The organism is Paraburkholderia sp. Clong3 (assembly GCF_050436485.1).
In the GTDB taxonomy this organism is placed as follows: Bacteria; Pseudomonadota; Gammaproteobacteria; order Burkholderiales; family Burkholderiaceae; genus Paraburkholderia; species Paraburkholderia tuberum.
Map to the genome: position 1 here is coordinate 390,360 of NZ_JBNDMH010000001.1, position 19,628 is coordinate 409,987.

A 19,628-nucleotide genomic window follows, 5' to 3' on the forward strand; every position below is an offset into this window, starting at 1 on the left:
CTTATTATCCGAACAAACGCGACCACGCCGCGCGTACGCGGCGCGCGCGGTCCTCGAACAGGTACGACGCAGCGAGCGCGAACAGGCCTGACATGACCCCCGTCGCGACGTGTTCGAGAACATGAAAGCGGTACTGGCTGAAATGAGAGTAGGCATCGCCGATAGCGGTCAGGCAACCGACGAGCAGTGCGTTGCTATAGCGATTCCCGTACCACTTCGCCGCCGGCGTGAAGGTGAGCAGCAGGGCGAGCACACCGGTGAGCAGCCCGGTTTTGAATGCGATCGCCCAGTGCGTGAGGCTCATGATGTTGCCCCAGCTCCCCGGCATACAGGTCATGCACGCGCTGGTTGGCTGCCAGAAACGCTGGATAAACAGTTTGAAGCGGCGTTTCCATGCGCTTCCCATGATGTACTCCACGATATCCAGCGCGAGATTTCACGCAGACATGGTACATCGCGAGCGTGCCGTAGCGTGGCGTGTGATGAGCGTTCTCACCTGATGGATCCGACAAGCAAACGCCAATGGCTATGACGACCGATCGCGATTACGCGCACGCGTGGCGCCCGTAATCACCGCAATGCCGAGCAGGATCACGGCCACGATTGCGATGACGTGCTGCGCGACATGCAGCGCCATCAATCCCCACGCGACGCCGCCAATGAAAATGATCCATCCGACCAGATAGATGAGCAGGGTCATCGATTTCTCCTTGTGGTTTCGGCCAATGACGCCGGTTGCCTGCGCTGCACGATTTACCGTGCGCTCCGATGATCCGCTGACAGCACTTCTAGCGGCGCATGGCGCGGTGCACACGGCGCCCTCGCCGCAAAAGCGATCAACGGGTCTATCTCCCAGCACATTGCGCGCCTGCCGCCATGTCGCGTTATGTCTGGCATCGTCAGACGCAAGGACGAGCCGAGCTAGCAGGGCACGTTCACGGGCGCGCGTCGGTACTGCTGCCGCGGCCTCACAGCAGCGCTTACTGGCCGAGTTGCCAGCGCAGGATGGGGTGGGTCGCGCCGGCAGGCATGACCCACGCGCCGGTTGGACTGAAATCCCACGATGCGTCGAAGCTCGCCGGGTTGCTCATTTGAGCAGTCGTGAACCCGTTTGACGCGGGCAGTTGCGACACGTCTCCAGTGCTCACCATACGTGTCGTCGTCTCTTTGTCCCAGTAGACATTGCCCGCAATCGTTCCGCTGGCGCCGTATGCCACGATTCCCCCGTAAGTGCCGTAGCCCGGGCCTTGGTAGGAAGGTCCTAGCACCGGACCAACCGCGAACGACTGCTCGATCACGCCGCTATTTGCGAACGCCAATCCGCCAGCCGCAAAAAGCCCTAACACCCTGCCGGCGGCATAAGACTGTGACACCGTGCCACTGTTGATGCCGACGAGTCCGCCCGGTTCCATTCGCACATCTCCGCTAACATCCGCAGTAGTAAATGATTGAACGATCCGGCCGGTGTTGACGCCGACGAGCCCCCCTGCCTCGCCGGCATCATTCACTGAAACGCTGCTCCACGAGCGCTCGATGAGACCATCATTGGTGCCCACCAAACCGCCGATCGGAACGTTCCCATAGTGGGGCGACGTGCGCAGGCCGGTTGTATATGCGTAGGTGATCAACCCCTGGTTCCGGCCGGCCAGTATGCCGTACGTGACAGAGATGGGATCGTTGAACGAAATGTCGAAGATGGCCGTAAGTTCGCTGTTCGTCATGCCGACGTTGCGTACGACGCCCGTGCTCCCGATTTCGCCGAACAGGCCAAGCGACCGGGTACCCGACGGCGAGTAATACTCCTGCTGACTGAAGTGGTCGATCACATGTCCCATGCCGTCGAACTGGCCTGAAAAAGGTGTTGCCGCGCTGCCGAGCGAGATGAAGTCGACGCCGCCGGCGGGAGTGGAAGAGAGATTTGTCGCACTCGCGTTAATATCCTTGCCGAGCGCATAGTTGCCGGTCAGATCGAGCGATATGTTCTGCAGGTCGGAAAGCGAATTGACGAGCTTGTAGCCGGTCACTTGCGTCAGAAGACCGCTATAGGGCGCGGCAGTCCACGCGGTATTCGAGCGGATGGTCCCTGGGCTGTAGCTGCCGTTCATGTCATAGAACGAACTCACCGAACCAGTACTTACCGACCAGTCGATCGTGCCGCGGTTGGTCACGCTGGCTGCGTTATCGATGCCCATCGCGTCGGCCCGCAAACTCAGGTTGCCACTGCCGGTGCTCCTGAGCATCGTCGCAGGTGCGATCGTCACGTTGCCAAAAGCCGCGAGCGATAACGACGCCGGTCCTCGCCAGTTGAGATTCGACGCAACCGTCATGTCGCCGCTTGCGCCGTTCGTGCCGGTCGCGGTTGCATCGACGGATGTGCCGGCGTTCAGACTGCGCATGAAAGCGTCGGCTGTGCCGCGATCGATCGTGAAGTTTGGCGTCGACGCGTTCCAAAGCCCTGCTCGCACGCGGGCGCCATGCGCCAGCGTGAGTGTGTCGGCAAGCGTATCGACGGTGCCGCCGCTGCCGTCGGCATTCGTCGCGGCGATCGTGCCTTGCTGCGTCACGTGCCCGTTGTCGGCGACCAGCCAGATGTGGCCGCCGCGCATCGCCGTGCCCGTCGCGCGGATACGCGAGCCACCACCTGCAAGGGCATAGATATTCCCGTCGGCCGCTTCCAGATTGATCTGCGCGGCTTGCGTGGCACCGCGATCTATCACGGTTCCTGTGCTGCCTATCTGCACGAATACCTGCCTGCTGCCCGACGATTCGAGCAACGCCACTTGCTGCCCCGTGACGAATTCCGCGGTGCCGTTCGGTGCGCTGACCGAGCCCGCATTGACCACGACACCGCGTGCAATCAGGAAAACATCGCCTCCGCTGGAACTGATCTTGCCGAGATTCACCACATTGCCATTCGATGTGCCCGTTAGCGTCAGCGTCCCGCCATTCACGAAGGGTGTGTTCGGCAGATCGAGCGTTGAAGCAACGAATCGTCCGCCGGTAGTGATAGTCCCGCTACGACCCACCACGATGCCTTGCGGGTTGATCAGATACACGCTGCCAGTTGCCTTCAGGCTGCCGAGAATCGCGGAAGGCGCGCAGGCCGTCACGCGATTGAGCGTTGCGCCCGAACCGTTGTCGAAGTTGACGGTGCTGCCTTTGCCGATCGAGAAGCTGGTCCAGTCGATCACGCCGCGAGTCGAGTTCGGCTGCGTGACGGTGATCGCGTTGCCCTGACCGGCGATGGTTCCCGCCCCGGCAACATAGTGCCCGCCCTGCGGAAGCACGCCACCGGCAAAGGCCGCGTGCGCCAACGACAATCCGGCGATGAAAGGTGAGATGTGTTGAAACGGATGTCGGCGATAGAGCGCGCGCAGTGTCGGACGACTTAATGACAAAGGTGTCATATGTCCCCCTTCCGCGGAAGTTGGACGCCATCGGCCCGCAATCCGACCGGAGTCGCGTGAACCGTGGTGGGCCCACACGCAGAATATTAGTCAGCTTGTCCGAGAGATACCAGCGAATCCCGCACTTGCCGCCTACGCAAGTCGTCCCGCACACGACGAGCGACCAGCACCGTCAGGTAGTCCGTGATTCATGCACCTTCGCTGTATTCAATCCACGTCTGCGCGTACATCTGCGAGACCGTTTCCTCAGGAGTGTCGGCAGCGGCGGCAATCTGCCTGATGACATCCTCGACGTTGCGCGTGACCATGGCTTGCTCCGGGCGTGCGGTGATAAAGGACCGTCACACACACGTTACCCGCCTCTATGCGTCAGTCAATTGACCCGCGTCAATTGACTTCCTCCATGATCGCTTACAAGCTGTTTGAGGCGGGTGGCATCGAGACCTTCACTGAAACACCGGTTTTCCCGACGCGTCCTTGACCTTGGTCTTCCATTGCGCGCGGATTTCCGACACGACCGAGTCCGGCAGCGAAATGTAGTCGAGATCGCTGGCAGCCTGCTCGCCGTTCTTGAACGCCCAGTCGAAGAACTTCAGCGTTGCCGCGCCTTGCGCCGGCTTGTCCTGCGTCGCATGCAGCAGCACGAAGGTCGCGCCGACGACCGGCCACGCGTCCTTGCCGGGCTCGTTCGTCAGGATCTGGTAAAAGGACGTCTTCCAGTCCGCGCCCGAGGCGGCCGCCTTGAAGGTTTCGGTCTTCGGCGCAACCACGATACCGGCCGAATTCTTCAGGCTGGTGTAGATCATGTTGTTTTGCTTCGCATATGCCCACTCGACGTAACCGACCGCGCCCGGCAGGCGTTGCACGAACGCAGCAACGCCGTCATTGCCCTTGCCGCCCGTACCGGTCGGCCAGTTCACCGTCGTGCCTTCGCCGATCTTCGACTTCCACTCCGGGTTCACCTTCGACAGAAAGTTCGTCCAGATGAAGCTCGTGCCCGAACCGTCGGCGCGGCGCACCACGGCGATGTCCGTATCTGGCAGCTTCATACCCGGATTCAGCGCGGCGATCGCCGGATCGTTCCATTTCTTGATCTTGTTCAGATAGATGTCGCCAAGCACGGCACCCGACAGAATGAGTTGACCCGGCTTCACGCCGGGCAGGTTCACGACCGGCACGACGCCGCCGACCACGGTCGGGAATTGGAACAGGCCAGTCTTCGCCAGTTCGTCGTCCTTCATCGGCGCATCGGAACCTGCGAAATCAACGGTCTTCGCGATGATCTGCTTGATGCCGCCTGCTGAACCGATGCCTTGGTAGTTGACCTTGCCGCCTCCCGCCTTATGGTAGGCGTCAGCCCACTTGTTATAGATCGGGGCCGCAAAAGTGCTGCCCGCCCCGGTGATGTCGACGGTTTGCGCTTGCGCGGCCGCGAGCGGTAGAGCAACGGCAAGAACTGCAATTCCGCGTTTTAACAGCATGGTTTGCCTCCACGAGATTGACTGACCGGTTCAATGGTTGCAGCAAGCTACGCGCCGCGACCCCTCTCTTGCGCCTTCCGCAGGCCGGGCGTGCCCATCGCCGCGTCGAGCCTTGCCATCGGCCCGAACGTCTAAACTTAGGCGGTTCGAATGACATTTCGTTGACAACCGCGGCGCGGCGTTCAATGCGGTTGGCTTTGTCGCGTTGAAGGATGGAATCTCACGGACAGGCTTCGGCTTCTGCATAGTACCGGTTCGGCGCGGGAAAAACTCCGGTGATGACTTCAATCAGAAAGGGGCCGTCATATTGACAAGCTTCACTCAATACACCATCAAGCTCGTCGATGCGCTCAACCGCGCGCGCGGCCACACCGATCGACGATGCAAAAGCCGACCAGCTATGACAGGGCAATTTGGTGAACTGCTCTGAAATCGAACCACTCCTGATAGCGTCGATATGGATTGCGCCATGTGCGGCGTTGTTCAGAACCACATAGATCACCTTGACTCGGTATCGAGCCGCGGTCTGAATCTCCATGCCGTGCATCATCATGCACCCATCGCCGGTCACCACGACACACGGGCGTTCCGGGGCTGCAAGCTTGACGCCGATTCCGGCTGCGATGGCCCAGCCCATCGGGGCGAACGAGCTCGACGAAAAGTAGTTGCCCTTACCTGACGACAGCCAGTAATGGGCCATGAAGATGCGGTGGGCTCCGGAATCCACCACGACGTTGCTGTCCTTCGGCAGCATTCGGCACAAGTGCTTAACTACGTCTCCAGGATATAGCGCTTCGTCGCCGCTGGAAACTCGGGCTCCTAACTGCTCGAACCGGTGGTCGTACAGGGGGGTCTCGTTGATCTCGGCAATCCACCCCTTTCTTCTTTGCAGTGCTTGCGGCAGCCCGGGAGGGTTGTCCGCGGCTTTCTGGGCCAGCAACCGGAAGCTCGCGGAAATTCCGGAGAAGATTCCTTGACGCGAAATGTGCCCCATCGCCGGTGAATCGAAGCTGTCATCAAAGATGAATAGCTCCTTCCCCCCTGTCAGCCTCCTGCTCCAGTTCATGCTGTCTCGCTGGTTCAGGTCGCTACCAAACACGACTAGTACATCAAGTTCGTCGGAGTTGATCACCCGTGCAGCGCGCGAATGACTTGAAAATCCGTACACACCCAGTGCAAGGGCATGTTGCTCGGGAAATGCGCCTTTTCCCGATAGTGTCGTTGCGACTGGAATGTGAAAGCCTTCGGCAACCTCGAGAAGAAGCTTTGCAGTTTCCGCATCATTGCCACGACTTCCGACCAGAAACGCGACTCTCTTCGACTGAAACAAATACTGATCGCACAGCGCATCCAGAGCGGCGCGGTTCGCGGGCACTTCGCATGCGTTAAATTCGCGGTGAGCGTAGGGTTGCCGTGCCACGTCCTGACCGGGCAGGACATCCTGCTTTTGAACGTCTACGGGGATACTGATGAATGACTGCGCTCGACGCATCCAGTTCAACGCTTCGATCGCACGACGCATCTCGGCCTGAGTATTTTCCTTGTTCTTTAGCTCGACGATATCCGTCACCAGACTTCTGACCACGCCGCTTTCAAAAATGCCTCCGGGCGTGGCATCCTGGAACGCCCCTTTGCCTTCCGCATGCGACGAGATCCCGCCGGCAATATAGAGCATCGGAATCCGGTCTGCGTGAGCGGCTGCCATGCCGGGAACGAAATTCATCGTGCCTGGGCCGGAAATCCCTGCGCAAACGCCGAATTTCCGGCTGGCGCGGGCATAGCCATCGGCCATGAAAGCACTGCCAGTCTCATGAGCGCCGACGATTCCGCGAGTCAAAGGGGAGTTGTCGATTGCGTCCAGCAGCGGATAGATCAGTTTTCCCGGGACCAGGAACACGTGGTCTATTCCGACGGACTCCAACGAGTTCACAACCATTGTCGAGACATTGAGCGGAGCGTTTGATCCCATAGTTTTGATTACGATCTCACGAGTTACCGTTAATCGAATCTCACCGCTGCGCATCTGCCCGTCACGCGCTGCATGTCGGAGCGGCGCGAGACGAGATCGGCGATGGCCGGTGCGCGGAGACGGCGAGACGACATTCAAGGCGCTGCACGTCGAGTGCAGTCGCGCATCACGCTATTTCCTCGAACCCGCTTGACCGGCGGGCACGGGTGTCTCCGTCTACAATCACACGCCCTGGCTGCACCGTTGATCATCCACGCTGCCTGCGTGCCCGAGGCAGTCGCCGCGGCGAATTGATAGCCATCCGGCGCACGTGTATCGCGGATCTTCGCCCGCTCGACTCCCGCGGGGCTGGCACGCGCCGACGGTATGAATCGACGTCATCCAGCACCCGGAACCGGTCGGAATCGCTCAGAATTTCTGCCAGTCCGTCTCAGTCGCGGCGGCGACGACTACCGGACCTTCTGAAGAGGGGACTGGTCTCCTCGCAACCTTTGCCGGGGTTACAGCAGAGGACGGGGCGCGGTTCAGGGCCGTCCGTTGCGGTACTGCCGCTTGCGTCGTCGCTCGCGATGAAGCAGCCTTCTCGCCATCGACCTTGAAAAAAGCGACCGTCTTGCGCAGGCTTTCCGCTTGCCGGGCCATTGTCTGGGCTGCCGCCGACGCCTCTTCGACAAGCGCAGCGTTTTGCTGTGTGACCTGGTCCATCTGGTTGACTGCCTGATTGACCTGTTCGATACCGGTGCTTTGCTCGCTCGATGCCGACGAGATTTCGCCCACGATGTCGGTCACGCGCTTCACTGACTGCACGATTTCCTTGATCGCACCGCCCGCTTCTTCGACGAGCATCGAGCCTGCCTCCACCCGGCTGACAGAGTCCGAGATCAACTCCTTGATTTCCTTCGCGGCAGTCGCACTGCGCTGCGCGAGCGTGCGGACTTCGCCCGCAACGACAGCGAAGCCCCGCCCCTGTTCTCCCGCGCGGGCCGCTTCGACCGCTGCGTTCAGCGCGAGGATGTTGGTCTGGAAGGCGATGCCTTCGATGACGCCGATAATCTCGGACATCGTGGCCGAGCTGGTGGAGATGTCACGCATTGTGTCGACCACGCGCCCGACGATCTCGCCGCCATGTTGCGCGACGCTCGAGGCGGTACCCGCGAGCGTGGCAGCCTGGGTTGCATTGTCCGTGTTGTGGCGGACCGCCGCAGTCAGTTCCTCCATGCTGGAAGCCGTTTCTTCGAGCGACGCCGCCTGTTGCTCCGTGCGACTCGACAGATCCAGATTGCCTTGTGCGATCTGCGCACTCGCAGTCGCGACACCTTCGGCGTTCTCGCGCACCTCTGACACGACCCGCACCAGGGCGTCGCACATGGCTTTCAGCGACGCCATCAGGCTGTTGGTATCGCCGGGCCGCAGGGCGATACTGATGTTCAGGTCGCCGGCCGCACTCGCTTGGTGCAAAGCTTTGGGTCGCCCCGAACATTTATCGTTTGCATAACCCGGTGATAGCCTGAATTCGTCCCACAGGCGTGCACCGCGTCACGTCTGCTTCCGCGGGCCTGGACCGAAGAGCGGCCGTTCGATCACGAGGGCCGTTTCTACCGCTTCGAAAAAGCCTTCTCCGATGTGAAGCCGAAACAGACGCCCCACCTGCCGATCTTGGCGACGAACAACCGCGCTGAGATTCATTCTATTTCGATATGTTTATATCGATTCAATATTTAAGTTTTGCATCTTCCGGAGCAGCCGCACAGGCATGCAACACGCGACGAAATTTTATCCAGGAGGCCCTATGAGCAATTGGATCGCGCAGCTTTTCCGGCATTTGACTGCGGGTGTATATGTGATCGGCGTAGCGGACGGCGAGCGCCGCAATGCGTTCACCGCAAGCTCGGTGATGCAGGTTTCGTTTGCACCATTGCTGATCGCGCTCGGCATCAGTCCCGAGCATGAATCGTACGAACTCCTGCGCAGCGGCGCGGTGTTCACGATCAGCGTGTTGCGCGCGGATCAACAGAAGCTCGCCGAGCACTTCGGCACGCAGTCGGGCCGAGCCGTCGACAAGCTCGCGGTGGCTCGCTGGCGTACCGGCGTGACCGGCGCGCCGCTGCTGCTCGATGCGCTCGCGCATTTCGACTGCCGGGTGACCGGCGACATCGAGGCGGGAGATCATCGGCTGATAGTTGGGCGTGTCGTCGATGGCGCGCTAGCCGGCGCGGACGGCGACCCGCTGATCTACGCGCAGACTGGCAATCTCGACATGAGCGAGGATCTTTATCCGGAGACGTTTTCGTAGTTGGCTGGCGTGCTGGCTGCTCAATGCCCGTGCCCGCCATGTCCTCCGTGCCAGTGGCCGTAATAGCCGCCACGGCCATAGCCACCGCCCCAGTAGCCTCCGATCACCACTGACGGTCCCCACCATCCGTAGTAGCCCGGCCATGAATAGCCATAGGGATAGCCGTAATAGCCCGGATAACCGTAATACCCGGGATAGCCGTAATAAGCAGGCGCAGGTACCGCGACGTACGTGCAATTCTGTCCCGACAACGGCAAGTCGTTTGGCGCCGCATTCGCGGCCGCCGTACCGCTCGCCGGCACAGGCGCGTTGCCAGACGATGCTTGCGCGGGGCCAGTGGCAGTGGCGCTGGTGCAGGCGTAATAGCCACCGGCTCCCGGATAGTACGAATAAGGACCGTAATAGACGCAGCCAGACAACACACATACGCCCGCCACGCCAGTGCATAGACCAACGATTCCACAACGCATGATCGCTCCCCCTATCCGGGCGCAGCGCAGCCGTCTCGACACGGCCTGTTTTTATTCTAGTCTTCGAATCCGGTCTCGGGTACGGGTCTTGCAAACGGCAGGTATTCCGTGGAAATCAGGAGTTTCGACATGAACCCGCTCGATCCTCTCGACCCGAACGCCTCCGCGACTCCCGTACAGCCCAGCGCCGGCGCACGTATCGCCGGCAGCGGCGTCGGCGACGGTCCCGGACCCGAGGTCATGGCCGCCGCGACGCTCGACGGCAACAAGGTGATCTCTTCCGATGGCCAGGACCTCGGCAAAATCTCCGACATCATGCTCGACGTGCGCAGCGGCCGCATCGCGTATGCGGTGCTGACGGAGGGCGCTTTTCTCGGCATCGGCGGGACCTTGCACGCGATCCCGTGGCGTTCGCTGACGCTCGACACGGACCGCAAGCGCTTCCAGCTGGACGCCACGGCCGAGCAGGTGAAAAGCTCGCCGGGCTTCGACAAGGACCATTGGCCGGCGATGGCCGATCGCGCATGGGGGACGTCGGTCCATCAGTTCTATCATCGCGAACCGTACTGGGAAGCGACGCGCAGTGTCGTCGAAAGCGATCCCGCGACACGTGTCGATCCGACGAGCGGAATCTGAAGACACGCATCGCGACGCTCGAGCACCGCTACCTCGCACGCGTTGCCTGTTACGGCGAGCACGCGAGGCGCGGTGCGCCGTTACACCCCGATGGTCCGCGTCGTCTTCAGCGCGATCCACGTCATGCCTTCGCGCAAGCCTTCGAGTACCGCTTCTCTTTCCACGGCGAACACCTGCGACTGATGAAAGGTGCGTTCGAAGTCACCCTCGGGCGACACATGTTTGACATGGATCGTCGACAGAAACCCGCCTTCCTGCGCCTCCCGCGTCTCGACGCTCACGGACCAGGTTCCTTCCTGCGCGTTTGCTGATATGGTCATTGGATGCTCCTCGGGGTTGTCGCGAGCGACTGGCATCGTCAGCGTAATGACCCGCAACGCCTCTCTCGTTGATCCACGTCAACCGTCAACACGAACCATGAGTCACGCTGGACGTCGTTCGCTTTCCCCGATACTTTCAGCTCCGTTTCAGACGCACGCCATCGCGTGAAAACCCTGCCGGGAAAACGCGCAACGCCTCTTGCACGCGGCGTGCTTAGCGCGCCGCGCGCACCGATTTCGCGCCCCTCGCCCCGACGTTTCGCGGTAAGCTTTGCGACGGTATCCGCGTCATGAGTTCGTGCCGGTGCGGCAACGCTGCCCTCATGATCGACGAATGTCGGAGTTCATCATGTGGTACGCCTTCATCGATGCACAGCAACGCCTCGCGCGCGCGATGGTCGGGGGAGTTCTGTCCGAACCGGAGTCGGGGCCGCGCCCGCAAGCAGGCTGGCTCGGCCCGGAACAGGCGGCCGACGCGCTCAGCAACTGGCTGCTGAGATCCGCCTGCGCTTTCGAACGAACGCCGACATTCGCGATCCACTCCGTTGCCGGCAACGGTAGCCGCGTTACCGTCGACGAAAGCGTCGTCGCCTCCTTGCCGCTCGGCGCGCTGCTCAGGTTCAAGCGCAACCACTCTACACCCCCTACCGACGCAAAACTGCCGGTGCTGTTGTGCGCGCCCCTCGCCGGACATCACTCAGTCATGCTGCGCGAGACCGCCGAAACGCTGCTCGAGGAACGTGACGTGTTCGTGACCGATTGGGCCGACGCGCGCGACGTGCCGCGCGAAGCGGGCCCGCTATCGCTCGACGACTACGTGCAGGCGCTCGAAAGCTTCGTCGGCGCCGCCCGCGCGTTCGGTTCGCCGGTTCATGTGATCGCGATCTGTCAGGCGAGCGTGCCTGCGCTCGGCGCCGCGGCGCTGCTCGCCATGGACGAGGCGGCGCCGATCGCGAGCCTCTCGCTACTCGGCGGCCCGATCGATACCCGTTTGAACCCGACCATCACCGACCGCTTCGCCAGTTCCCATTCGCTCGAGTGGTTTCACGACCATGCGATCGATATCGTTCCACCGCCCTACTGCGGCGCGGGGCGTCTCGTGTATCCGGGCTTCATCCAGCAGACCGCGATTTTTGCCGCGCATCCGGAGCGGCAGTTGCGACTCGAAGCGGATTACTGGTCCCGATGGCTCGCCGGCGATATGCCCGGTGCGCAGCAGGCGCTGCGCTCGGCAAACGAATATGCCGCGGTGCTCGACATGGCGGAGTGCTACTTCCTCGACATGCTTCGGGTGGTGTTTCACGAACATCTGTTGCCGCGCGATCTGTGGTCGGTCGCCGGGCGCCGGGTACGAATCGCCGCGCTGCGCGATACCCCGCTGTGCACGATCGAGGGTGACAGCGACGAGATCACGGGCGCGGGGCAAACGCATTGCGCGCATGCGCTGTGCGATGCATCGCCGATGCGAGCCGCGCGGCAGCTCACCATCGAGCAGTGCAATCACTACGACCTCTTCATCGGGCCGCGTTGGCGCGATGCGGTTCATCCGGGGCTCTGCGAATTCTGGCGCGATGTCGAGCACGCCGCGTTGAAGGTTTGCCGGCCGCGCCGCGCGGCCAGGGGTTCGGCAAACCGCAAATCGGCGTGAGGTGGCCGGGGAAAACGTCAGCAGTCCGCATCTGACGAACGCCGAGCGTCACGTCACGACGCAAGTTCGTCAGTTCCCACGCTCGGTGCCGATCGCTGTTTCGAGGGTCATTTCCGCCACATCGAACGCGCGACGGATCGCCGCTTTGGCGTCGTCGTCAGTGCAGTGCGCGACGGGCTTGAGCTCGTGCGCGGGCGTGACCAGATCCAGCCTCACGTCATACAGCGGATGCGCCGATCCCGGACGCAACGCCTCGATGGCGAGATGGCAGTGCGACACGAGCGCGCCAAACCGCGCGAGACGCACCAGTTGCGCACCTGCTTCCGCTTCGAGCGGAGCGGCACCCGCAAAGCCAAGGTAGACGATCTGCATGTCGATGCCCATCTTCGCCTCCCCTTGCGAGTGTCGATCGAACCTGTTGCGCGCAGACTCAGGGTCCGGGCGCCTGCTATGGGGCTTATCCTGTTCTTGCCAGAAAGGCGGTCATTGACGTGGGTCAAGCGCGGTGAAGGCGAGCACCCTCACTGCATATGCATACCCCCGTTAATCGCAATGTCCGCACCGGTGATAAAAGCCGCCTCCTCTGAGCATAGAAACGCGATCAACGCCGCCACCTCGTCCGGACGTCCCAGCCGGCCGAGCGGAATCTGCGGCAGGATCTTCGTGTCGAGGATCTCGCGCGGCACCGCTTCGACCATCGCGGTCGCGAGATAACCGGGCGACACCGTGTTTACCGTGACGCCGTGCTTCGCGGTTTCGAGCGCAAGTGCCTTCGTGAAGCCGTGCACGCCCGCTTTGGCAGCTGAATAATTGGTTTGCCCGTAGGCGCCGCGCGAACCGTTGACCGACCCCACGTTGACGATGCGGCCGTGGCGCCGCTCGAGCATGCCGGGCAACAGCGGCTTGCTCATGTTGAACAGGCCATCGAGATCGGTGCGCAGCACGGCGTCCCAGTGCTCCTTGCTCATCTTCGCGAAGCTCGTGTCGTGCGTGATGCCCGCGTTGTTGATCAGCACGTCTACCGCGCCCAGTTCGGTCAGCACGCGTTGCGCGCAGCGCGAGCATGAATCGAAGTCGGCGATGTCGGCTTCGTAAGCGTGAAAGTCGCGCCCCGTGTCGCGCTCGTGCTGCAGCCATGTCGACACGTGATCGTTGTGCGTCGAGTGCGTCACCGCGACCGTCATGCCCGCGTCATGAAGCGCCCGGCTGACCGCCGTGCCCAAACCGCCCATCCCGCCTGTGACCAATGCCACGCGATCCGTTCCCATCTGAACTCCTCCTTGCCGTGTCTGCCATTGACGGTGCGCGCGCCTGCCTTGCCGGCGCGCGCGGCTAAACGACGCCCGCGAACGGCAGCGCGTTCTGCGAGCTCCACCACCATGCGCTCAGGCCGCCCGCGAGCGGCGCGACGCCTGGCGCGATCCCGTACACCGTCTGCCACCACGCATACCAGGCGGCGCAAGCGCGGTTGGCCTCGCCGAACCAGTCCGCCTCGCGCTGCGCGACGAAAGCGATCGACTTGCTCCAGTCGCCGAAGCACCGCTCGGCGTACTCGTGTGCCGCGCCCTGTGCGGTCTGATACGCCGCCGCGTAGTCGAGCCAGCCTTCGGGCGGTCCGGACGCCGTCGAGGTCCACGGTGAAGCGGGGCGCCCGGGCGGCGCATCGGATTCGGCAACCATGATCGCTGCCCTCCAGAGCACAGCATAGGATTGCCAGGCGCGGTTGCAAACCGTCGAGCGCGCCTGCTACTGTAATTTGAGCGCGCGGCGGCCCCCGCTTGATCTGCATCAACAGCCGCGGCCGCCGGGCCCTTAGACTCCATTTGACGACGGGCTCGAGCCTGCTTGCGCCCGTTTCCCCACGTTCTGTCACGGAGCTTTGGCGATGAGCTACAAAAGCATTCTCGTTCACCTCGATACGAGCGTTCGTGCACATCCGCGCCTCGAAATCGCATTGCAGCTCGCACACCGCTTTCATGCGACGCTGACCGGCCTGTTTTCGACGTACGTGCCACCGCGGCACGCGTTCTTCGTGATGGCCGGCACCGCCGACTACTACGCGGAGCACGAGCGTCTGCGGCACGAGCGTGCCAGCGCGCTCGAGCGGCTGTTTCGTGCGGAACTCGCGCGCGCGAACGTCGACGGTCACTGGATCGCCGCCAACGGCTACGCGAACGACGTGGTGCCGCCCTATGCGCGTCTCGCCGATCTGATCGTGCTCGGGCAGACCGACCCGACCGACCCCGAGGCGTTCGTCGCCGAACAGTTCGTCGAGCACGTCGTGCTGTCGGCCGGGCGGCCGGTGCTGCTGGTGCCGTCGGGCGGCACCTTCGCGGCGCCCGGCCGCCACGTGCTGATCGCGTGGGACGGCAGCCGCGAAGCCACCCGCGCGATCCACGACGCGCTGCCGTTCCTCGCGCACGCGTCCAAAGTGACGCTGCTGACGGTTCATTCGTCGGGCGATCGTCCGCCGCGCGACACGGTTCCGGGCGACGACATCGCACTCACCGTCGCGCGTCACGGCGTCAAGATCGACGTGCGCGAACTGAGCGTCGCGGACGGCACGCCGGTCGGCGACGCGCTGCTGTCGCAGGCGGCCGACCTCGGCTGCGACATGATCGTGATGGGCGCTTACGCGCATTCGCGTCTGCACGAAGTCGTACTGGGCGGCGCGACGCGCACGATGCTCGAGTCGATGACCGTGCCGGTGCTGTTGTCGCACTGAAGTGCGCGCTTAAGGAGTCCGCCATGTTTCACCGCCTACTCGTCGCGCTCGACGGCAGCGACACTGCCTCCCGTGCGTTCGACGCCGCGCTGACCCTTGCCGCCGAATCGGGCGCCGAGCTGCAGCCGCTGTACGTGATCGACGTGCCCGTCATCGCCTACGACGCGCCCGGCTTCGACCCTTGCGTGATCCAGGACGCCTTCATCGAGGAAGGCAAGCGGATCGCGGCCGATGCCCAGAGCCGGATGACCGCGCGCGGGATCAAGGGCACGGCCCGCACCGTCGAAGCCGCGATCACCGGCGAAGACGTCGCGCATCGCATCGTCGAGGCGGCGCTCGAATGGCACGCCGACGCGATCGTGATGGGCACGCACGGCCGCCGTGGTGTTCAACGACTGATGCTCGGCAGCGTCGCCGAGCGCGTGCTGCGCAGCGCCAGCTGCCCGGCGCTGATGGTTCCCGCGCACGCGAACGGCGCGACGCGCGCTCAGTCAGTCCCGGCCTGCGCCGAAAACGAACTCACCTGAGCGGCGAAAACCAGGCTGCTGCGCGGCCGCTCCGACGCGATCGCGCCACGGCTCCGCGACGCGGCGCTTCAGGGCCGCGCGTGCCCGTGTTCGTCATGCCGCACGATCAGCACCGGCTTGTCGGTCGCACGCACGAGCGACTCGGCGACGCTGCCGAGCAGAAAGCGCTGCACGCCGCGGCGACCGTGCGTGCCCATCACGATCAGATCGGCTTCGATCTCGTCGGCGACGCGCGCGAGCACCGCGGACACGCTTTCGGCGTACGCGTCGATCACCCGCACGCCGCCGGGCACCTGCGCCTCGCGCATCAACTCGCGCGGCGCATCGAGCGCGCGGCTGGCGAATTCTTGCGCCGCGGTCGCCGGTTCCGGCTCGAAAGCCACATCGGCATTGTCCGACCACTTGCCGTGCCCTACCACGCAGCAGGCTTCGAGTGTGGCGCCCGTCAGCTTCGCGAGCTTCAGCGCCTCGGCAAAGGCGCGCTGCGCGCTGGGACTGTCGTCGAGCGCAACCAGAATTCGTGCATACATGTTGGACTCCCTGTGAAAGCGCTGGCATGAACCGAAGCGGTGCCGTCGCGTGTCCGCGCCGACAGTGTGAAGCGCGCGCCGCCGCGCGGCTTGACGCAGGTCAATGGCTCGCCGCTCGGGAGCTGGTTGCGCACGTCCACCGGGATCGTGACCTGGCCCTTCGAAGTGATAGTTGCTGCTGCCATAGTGGCACCTCCGATGCTCCTAGCATTTAGGTAAGGAGAAGAAAAAGGCAAGGACGAAATGGCCGCACGCCGATGAGGTATTTAACAGCAGACAGGCTAGAAACGCCGGGCAGCCTCGGAAGGCAGCGTCCAGACGTTATCGTCTATCGTGCCAGCACGGTCGACGATGAGCAGGAGTGGGAAATATCGATAATTTGCATCGTAGGCACGTCTTCCCCGGCAGTAACAAGCCCACTCAGATACTTACTATTCTTCGAATAATTGAAAATACATAATGGCCGGTCTATCGCACAGCTTTCCACTTCTTTAATGCCACTTCGTATTAATATATTTTCGACGCCGATATGTTCGCCCGTCACTTCTGATTGAACAGCAAAGCAGCCACACCATAGGAATATTCCTACAACATTACCCGAACTCCTAGCGCCGCTTAAATCCCCGCCGATATATTTCTGAGATGAGGTTGCCAATACTGGTCGGTATGGACACCGCCCCGCCAGCCACCTTATCGAGAGTCTTCCTCGTCGACGATGCGACCGAGGTCCGACGCCGGCTTGCTTGCCTGATCGCGCTGATTCCCGGCATCGAAATCGCCGGCGAGTCCGCCGGCGTCGAGCACACGTTCGACGACATCGTCGCGAGTCGCGCCGATGTCGCGGTGCTGGACCCGTGCTTCTCGGGCAAGACCAATCTGCTGCTGCTCGCGGCGCTGTCGCGGGTGCGGCCGTCCATCGTCAGCATCGTGTTGACCAATCATTGCGCGACGGCGTTTCGCCGAGCGTGCGAAGCGGCGGGCGCCGACTTCTTCTTCGACAAGACCTCGGAGTTCGAACTCGCCTGCCGTGCCATCGAAGCGATTGCCTATGCGCGTCGTGCGCATCCGGTCTGACCGCCAGGAGCCGATCATGCAAGTTGCCGCAGTCTGTGAACCCCGCCACGACGCGCCCCGCACTTCGCACGTCGTACCGATCCACGTCGTGCCACGCACCGCGGCCACACGCTACGCCGTGCCGCGCTGCTCCACCTGCGCGATGCGCGCGATCTGCATGCCGCTCGAGCTGACATCCGACGAACTGAGCCGACTCGACACGTTGATCTGCTCGACGCGCTCGATCAAACGCGGTGATCCGCTGTATCGCGCGGGCGACGCGTTTCAAAGCATCTACGCGATCCGCGCCGGATCGTTCAAGACCGTGGTCATGCATCGCGACGGCCGCGAGCACGTGACTGGCTTCCAGATCGCCGGCGACTCGCTCGGCCTCGACGGCATCAGCGAGGGCAAGCAGAATTGCGATGCGATCGCGCTCGAAGACAGCGTCGTGTGCATCATTCCGTTCGCGCAATTCGAGGCGATCTGTCGCGAGATGAAGCCGATGCAGCATCACATCTACCAGATGATGAGCAGCGAGATCGTGCGCGAATCGAGCCAGATGATGCTGCTCGGCACGATGAGCGCCGAACAGCGCGTCGCGACGTTTCTGCTGAATCTGTCGAAGCGCTTCAAGGCGCGCGGCTTTTCCGCGGCGGAGTTTCATTTGCGCATGACCCGCGAGGAAATCGGCTGCTTTCTGGGCATGAAGCTCGAAACGGTGAGCCGGATGTTCTCGAAGTTCCAGCGCGAGCGCCTCGTCAAGGCGAACGGCAAAACGATCCGCATCGAAGACGCGGAAGGACTGGCTCGGGTTTGAACGCCGACGCGACGCTCGCCTCACGTTCGTTCGCGGGACATGCGGGGTGGAACAAGCGCTCCCGAACTGATATAACTCGGTGCGTTGCGGTGCGCGACCTTGCGTGACCACCCGGAGGAGCGATGGGTCTGTCGAGCGGCGAGTCTTCCTGCTTCACCGGTGCGGCGTCCGTGTCGGACGTGCCAGTAGAGGATCGCTATTTCATGTTGATCGATGCGGTTCAGGACTATGCGATCTTCATGCTCGACGTGTCCGGCCGCGTGACCAGCTGGAATCCCGGCGCACAGCGCATCAAGGGCTACGCGCCCGAAGAAATCATCGGCCAGCATTTCTCGAAGTTCTATACCCCGGAAGACATCGCGGCCGGCAAGCCCGCCCGCGAACTGGAAATCGCCGCAGCCGTAGGCCGCGCCGAGGACGAAGGCTGGCGCGTACGTCGCGACGGCTCGCGTTTCTGGGCCAACGTGGTCGTTTCCGCCGTGCACGACGCGTCGGGCGCGCTGCTCGGCTTCGCCAAGATCACGCGCGACCTGACCGAACGTATGCGCCTCGCGGAACTCGAACGCGCGAATCAGGTATCCACGCACGTGCAGATCGCCCGCGAAAACGAACAAAAACGTATGGCGCGCGAACTGCACGACGATCTCGGCCAACGGCTGACCGCGCTGAAAATGAGCGTCGCGCTGCTCGAAGCGAAGCTGAAAAGCCAGGCCGACACCGAGCCGCTGGCCGCGCAGACGCACGAACTGCAAAAGCAGATCGACTGGATGGCCGCTTCGCTGCGGCGTATCGCCGCCGATCTGCGGCCCCCGCTGCTCGACGACCTCGGGCTCGCCGCCGCGCTCGACTGGCTGGCCGAAGACTTCACGAAACGCTACAACGTGCGCTCGAGCGTGCATCTCGAACCGGCCGAGCCGGTATGCGGCGAATTCGCGGCGACGGCGCTGTTTCGCATCGTTCAGGAGGCGTTGACGAACGTCGCGCGGCACGCCAAGGCCAGCCGCGTACGCATCGACATGACCTGCGCGGGCCCCATCGTATCGCTCGATATCGAGGATGACGGCGTGGGTGTCGCGCTGGATCGGTCGCAGGGAACAGATTCATTCGGTTTGCTCGGCATTCGCGAACGCGTGCGGCAGTTGCGCGGCAACGTGTCGTTCACCAGCTCGCCGGGCCATGGCTTCAGGATCTCGATCCAGATACCGGCCGACGCGCTCGCGTAATGCTCACGCGCTGTCGCGCCCCGCTGTCGCGGGTTACTCTGCAGGCGCATCCTCGGTGCTTTGCTCGCGCATGAGCAGCACCGGACAGGTCGAGAAACGCAGCACCCGCTCCGCCACGCTGCCGATCACGAGGCGCCGCACGCCGCGTCGCCCATGCGTGCCCAGCACAAGCAGATCGGCGTGGATCTGCTCGCCGTGGCGCAGCACGATCGCGGCGACGTCGTCGGACAGGCTCTCCGACTCGATCATTTCAGGGCGGCAAGGCACATCGGCGGCGGCGCAGGCCTGTTCGGCCTCCTCCAGCACCAATTGGCCGTCCTGGCGCAAGGCTTCGACGAGCGTGAGCGGGTCGTAATAGCCGGCATAGGAAAAGAGCGGGGTCTTGTCGACCACATAAACCGGATGCACGACGCCCTTCGTCAACGCGGCGAGATTCACCGCTTCTTTCAGCGCGCGTTTCGAGAAAGTACTGCCGTCTAGCGCGACGAGGATATGTTGGTACATGCCGATTCTCCACTGAGGTTGG

Annotated in this window: 21 protein-coding genes and 2 pseudogenes; 9 read left to right on the forward strand and 14 right to left on the reverse strand. The window is 62.9% G+C overall.

Annotation, left to right across the window (positions count from 1 at the left end; all coding sequences use genetic code 11):
- Positions 1-4: 4 nt before the first annotated feature.
- From OKW30_RS01960 to OKW30_RS01990, 7 genes and pseudogenes are all read right to left on the reverse strand, one after another.
- Positions 5-406: a hypothetical protein gene (locus OKW30_RS01960; protein WP_187626960.1), complete on the reverse strand. Its 402-nt coding sequence runs from the start codon at positions 404-406 to the stop codon at positions 5-7.
- Between the two features lie 120 nt (positions 407-526).
- A complete protein-coding gene (locus tag OKW30_RS01965; protein ID WP_184069565.1) occupies positions 527-700 on the reverse strand; it encodes a hypothetical protein in 174 nt (57 codons plus the stop codon).
- Between the two features lie 280 nt (positions 701-980).
- Positions 981-3,407, reverse strand: a complete 2,427-nt coding sequence (locus tag OKW30_RS01970; protein ID WP_429345814.1) for a filamentous hemagglutinin N-terminal domain-containing protein — start codon at positions 3,405-3,407, stop codon at positions 981-983.
- Positions 3,408-3,595: 188 nt separating this feature from the next.
- Positions 3,596-3,715, reverse strand: coding sequence for a DUF3562 domain-containing protein (locus OKW30_RS01975; protein ID WP_429345815.1), 120 nt, complete (start codon positions 3,713-3,715; stop codon positions 3,596-3,598).
- 138 nt (positions 3,716-3,853) lie between these two features.
- Positions 3,854-4,888, reverse strand: a complete 1,035-nt coding sequence (gene pstS, locus OKW30_RS01980; RefSeq protein ID WP_187626959.1) for a phosphate ABC transporter substrate-binding protein PstS — start codon at positions 4,886-4,888, stop codon at positions 3,854-3,856.
- A 220-nt stretch (positions 4,889-5,108) separates the two neighbouring features.
- Positions 5,109-6,911 (reverse strand): thiamine pyrophosphate-binding protein, encoded by a 1,803-nt coding sequence (locus OKW30_RS01985; protein ID WP_429346092.1) that lies wholly within the window; start codon positions 6,909-6,911, stop codon positions 5,109-5,111.
- Between the two features lie 354 nt (positions 6,912-7,265).
- A pseudogene (locus OKW30_RS01990) lies at positions 7,266-8,306 on the reverse strand (methyl-accepting chemotaxis protein); the annotation flags it as partial.
- Between the two features lie 93 nt (positions 8,307-8,399).
- On the opposite strand from OKW30_RS01990, the pseudogene OKW30_RS01995 reads away from it, so the two are divergent.
- A pseudogene (locus tag OKW30_RS01995) lies at positions 8,400-8,513 on the forward strand (LLM class flavin-dependent oxidoreductase); the annotation flags it as partial.
- Between the two features lie 133 nt (positions 8,514-8,646).
- Positions 8,647-9,150, forward strand: a complete 504-nt coding sequence (locus tag OKW30_RS02000) for a flavin reductase family protein (RefSeq protein ID WP_429345816.1) — start codon at positions 8,647-8,649, stop codon at positions 9,148-9,150.
- Between the two features lie 20 nt (positions 9,151-9,170).
- Here the strand turns inward: OKW30_RS02000 and OKW30_RS02005 are convergent, their stop codons facing one another.
- Positions 9,171-9,620 (reverse strand): hypothetical protein, encoded by a 450-nt coding sequence (locus OKW30_RS02005; protein ID WP_429345817.1) that lies wholly within the window; start codon positions 9,618-9,620, stop codon positions 9,171-9,173.
- Positions 9,621-9,749: 129 nt separating this feature from the next.
- Between OKW30_RS02005 and OKW30_RS02010 the strand changes: the two genes are divergently transcribed.
- Positions 9,750-10,256 carry a PRC-barrel domain-containing protein gene (locus tag OKW30_RS02010; protein ID WP_429345818.1) on the forward strand — a complete coding sequence of 169 codons (507 nt, stop codon included), beginning with the start codon at positions 9,750-9,752 and terminating at the stop codon, positions 10,254-10,256.
- Between the two features lie 80 nt (positions 10,257-10,336).
- Here the strand turns inward: OKW30_RS02010 and OKW30_RS02015 are convergent, their stop codons facing one another.
- The gene (locus tag OKW30_RS02015) at positions 10,337-10,576 is read right to left on the reverse strand and encodes a hypothetical protein (protein ID WP_184023905.1); all 240 of its coding nucleotides are present in this window, start codon (positions 10,574-10,576) and stop codon (positions 10,337-10,339) included.
- 349 nt (positions 10,577-10,925) lie between these two features.
- Between OKW30_RS02015 and phaZ the strand changes: the two genes are divergently transcribed.
- Positions 10,926-12,224: a polyhydroxyalkanoate depolymerase gene (gene phaZ, locus OKW30_RS02020; protein WP_429345819.1), complete on the forward strand. Its 1,299-nt coding sequence runs from the start codon at positions 10,926-10,928 to the stop codon at positions 12,222-12,224.
- A 69-nt stretch (positions 12,225-12,293) separates the two neighbouring features.
- On the opposite strand, the gene OKW30_RS02025 is transcribed toward phaZ, so the two are convergent.
- The 3 genes from OKW30_RS02025 to OKW30_RS02035 form a co-directional block, all read right to left on the reverse strand.
- Positions 12,294-12,608 carry a hypothetical protein gene (locus tag OKW30_RS02025; protein WP_184023903.1) on the reverse strand — a complete coding sequence of 105 codons (315 nt, stop codon included), beginning with the start codon at positions 12,606-12,608 and terminating at the stop codon, positions 12,294-12,296.
- Positions 12,609-12,745: 137 nt separating this feature from the next.
- Positions 12,746-13,492, reverse strand: a complete 747-nt coding sequence (phbB, locus tag OKW30_RS02030) for an acetoacetyl-CoA reductase (RefSeq protein ID WP_187626954.1) — start codon at positions 13,490-13,492, stop codon at positions 12,746-12,748.
- Positions 13,493-13,556: 64 nt separating this feature from the next.
- Complete coding sequence (locus OKW30_RS02035) at positions 13,557-13,904, reverse strand: polyketide synthase (RefSeq protein ID WP_429345820.1); 348 nt, start codon at positions 13,902-13,904, stop codon at positions 13,557-13,559.
- Between the two features lie 205 nt (positions 13,905-14,109).
- Here OKW30_RS02035 and OKW30_RS02040 point away from each other — a divergent pair, with 205 nt between their 5' ends.
- Together OKW30_RS02040 and OKW30_RS02045 are read left to right on the forward strand one after the other, a co-directional pair.
- Entirely contained in the window at positions 14,110-14,949 is an 840-nt protein-coding gene (locus OKW30_RS02040; protein WP_184069548.1) for a universal stress protein, read from the forward strand.
- Between the two features lie 23 nt (positions 14,950-14,972).
- The gene (locus OKW30_RS02045; RefSeq protein WP_429345821.1) at positions 14,973-15,476 is read left to right on the forward strand and encodes a universal stress protein; all 504 of its coding nucleotides are present in this window, start codon (positions 14,973-14,975) and stop codon (positions 15,474-15,476) included.
- Positions 15,477-15,544: 68 nt separating this feature from the next.
- Here OKW30_RS02045 and OKW30_RS02050 read toward each other — a convergent pair whose 3' ends face one another.
- Entirely contained in the window at positions 15,545-16,006 is a 462-nt protein-coding gene (locus OKW30_RS02050) for a universal stress protein (RefSeq protein WP_184069544.1), read from the reverse strand.
- Positions 16,007-16,672: 666 nt separating this feature from the next.
- Between OKW30_RS02050 and OKW30_RS02055 the strand changes: the two genes are divergently transcribed.
- From OKW30_RS02055 to OKW30_RS02065, 3 genes are all read left to right on the forward strand, one after another.
- Positions 16,673-17,080: a response regulator gene (locus OKW30_RS02055; RefSeq protein ID WP_187626952.1), complete on the forward strand. Its 408-nt coding sequence runs from the start codon at positions 16,673-16,675 to the stop codon at positions 17,078-17,080.
- A gap of 16 nt (positions 17,081-17,096) precedes the next feature.
- The gene (fnr, locus tag OKW30_RS02060; protein ID WP_429345822.1) at positions 17,097-17,879 is read left to right on the forward strand and encodes a fumarate/nitrate reduction transcriptional regulator Fnr; all 783 of its coding nucleotides are present in this window, start codon (positions 17,097-17,099) and stop codon (positions 17,877-17,879) included.
- 122 nt (positions 17,880-18,001) lie between these two features.
- The gene (locus tag OKW30_RS02065; RefSeq protein ID WP_429345823.1) at positions 18,002-19,102 is read left to right on the forward strand and encodes a PAS domain-containing sensor histidine kinase; all 1,101 of its coding nucleotides are present in this window, start codon (positions 18,002-18,004) and stop codon (positions 19,100-19,102) included.
- A gap of 33 nt (positions 19,103-19,135) precedes the next feature.
- Here OKW30_RS02065 and OKW30_RS02070 read toward each other — a convergent pair whose 3' ends face one another.
- Entirely contained in the window at positions 19,136-19,606 is a 471-nt protein-coding gene (locus OKW30_RS02070) for a universal stress protein (protein WP_184069536.1), read from the reverse strand.
- Positions 19,607-19,628: the final 22 nt, after the last annotated feature.

What these genes read in the sequence shown, in the direction of transcription:
- OKW30_RS01960 (WP_187626960.1), bottom strand. Translation starts at nt 406, where the DNA reads ATGGGAAGCGCATGGAAACGCCGCTTCAAACTGTTTATCCAGCGTTTC.
- OKW30_RS01965 (WP_184069565.1), bottom strand. Translation starts at nt 700, where the DNA reads ATGACCCTGCTCATCTATCTGGTCGGATGGATCATTTTCATTGGCGGC.
- OKW30_RS01970 (WP_429345814.1), bottom strand. Translation starts at nt 3,407, where the DNA reads ATGACACCTTTGTCATTAAGTCGTCCGACACTGCGCGCGCTCTATCGC.
- OKW30_RS01975 (WP_429345815.1), bottom strand. Translation starts at nt 3,715, where the DNA reads ATGGTCACGCGCAACGTCGAGGATGTCATCAGGCAGATTGCCGCCGCT.
- pstS (WP_187626959.1), bottom strand. Translation starts at nt 4,888, where the DNA reads ATGCTGTTAAAACGCGGAATTGCAGTTCTTGCCGTTGCTCTACCGCTC.
- OKW30_RS01985 (WP_429346092.1), bottom strand. Translation starts at nt 6,911, where the DNA reads ATGCGCAGCGGTGAGATTCGATTAACGGTAACTCGTGAGATCGTAATC.
- OKW30_RS02000 (WP_429345816.1), top strand. Translation starts at nt 8,647, where the DNA reads ATGAGCAATTGGATCGCGCAGCTTTTCCGGCATTTGACTGCGGGTGTA.
- OKW30_RS02005 (WP_429345817.1), bottom strand. Translation starts at nt 9,620, where the DNA reads ATGCGTTGTGGAATCGTTGGTCTATGCACTGGCGTGGCGGGCGTATGT.
- OKW30_RS02010 (WP_429345818.1), top strand. Translation starts at nt 9,750, where the DNA reads ATGAACCCGCTCGATCCTCTCGACCCGAACGCCTCCGCGACTCCCGTA.
- OKW30_RS02015 (WP_184023905.1), bottom strand. Translation starts at nt 10,576, where the DNA reads ATGACCATATCAGCAAACGCGCAGGAAGGAACCTGGTCCGTGAGCGTC.
- phaZ (WP_429345819.1), top strand. Translation starts at nt 10,926, where the DNA reads ATGTGGTACGCCTTCATCGATGCACAGCAACGCCTCGCGCGCGCGATG.
- OKW30_RS02025 (WP_184023903.1), bottom strand. Translation starts at nt 12,608, where the DNA reads ATGGGCATCGACATGCAGATCGTCTACCTTGGCTTTGCGGGTGCCGCT.
- phbB (WP_187626954.1), bottom strand. Translation starts at nt 13,492, where the DNA reads ATGGGAACGGATCGCGTGGCATTGGTCACAGGCGGGATGGGCGGTTTG.
- OKW30_RS02035 (WP_429345820.1), bottom strand. Translation starts at nt 13,904, where the DNA reads ATGGTTGCCGAATCCGATGCGCCGCCCGGGCGCCCCGCTTCACCGTGG.
- OKW30_RS02040 (WP_184069548.1), top strand. Translation starts at nt 14,110, where the DNA reads ATGAGCTACAAAAGCATTCTCGTTCACCTCGATACGAGCGTTCGTGCA.
- OKW30_RS02045 (WP_429345821.1), top strand. Translation starts at nt 14,973, where the DNA reads ATGTTTCACCGCCTACTCGTCGCGCTCGACGGCAGCGACACTGCCTCC.
- OKW30_RS02050 (WP_184069544.1), bottom strand. Translation starts at nt 16,006, where the DNA reads ATGTATGCACGAATTCTGGTTGCGCTCGACGACAGTCCCAGCGCGCAG.
- OKW30_RS02055 (WP_187626952.1), top strand. Translation starts at nt 16,673, where the DNA reads ATGGACACCGCCCCGCCAGCCACCTTATCGAGAGTCTTCCTCGTCGAC.
- fnr (WP_429345822.1), top strand. Translation starts at nt 17,097, where the DNA reads ATGCAAGTTGCCGCAGTCTGTGAACCCCGCCACGACGCGCCCCGCACT.
- OKW30_RS02065 (WP_429345823.1), top strand. Translation starts at nt 18,002, where the DNA reads ATGGGTCTGTCGAGCGGCGAGTCTTCCTGCTTCACCGGTGCGGCGTCC.
- OKW30_RS02070 (WP_184069536.1), bottom strand. Translation starts at nt 19,606, where the DNA reads ATGTACCAACATATCCTCGTCGCGCTAGACGGCAGTACTTTCTCGAAA.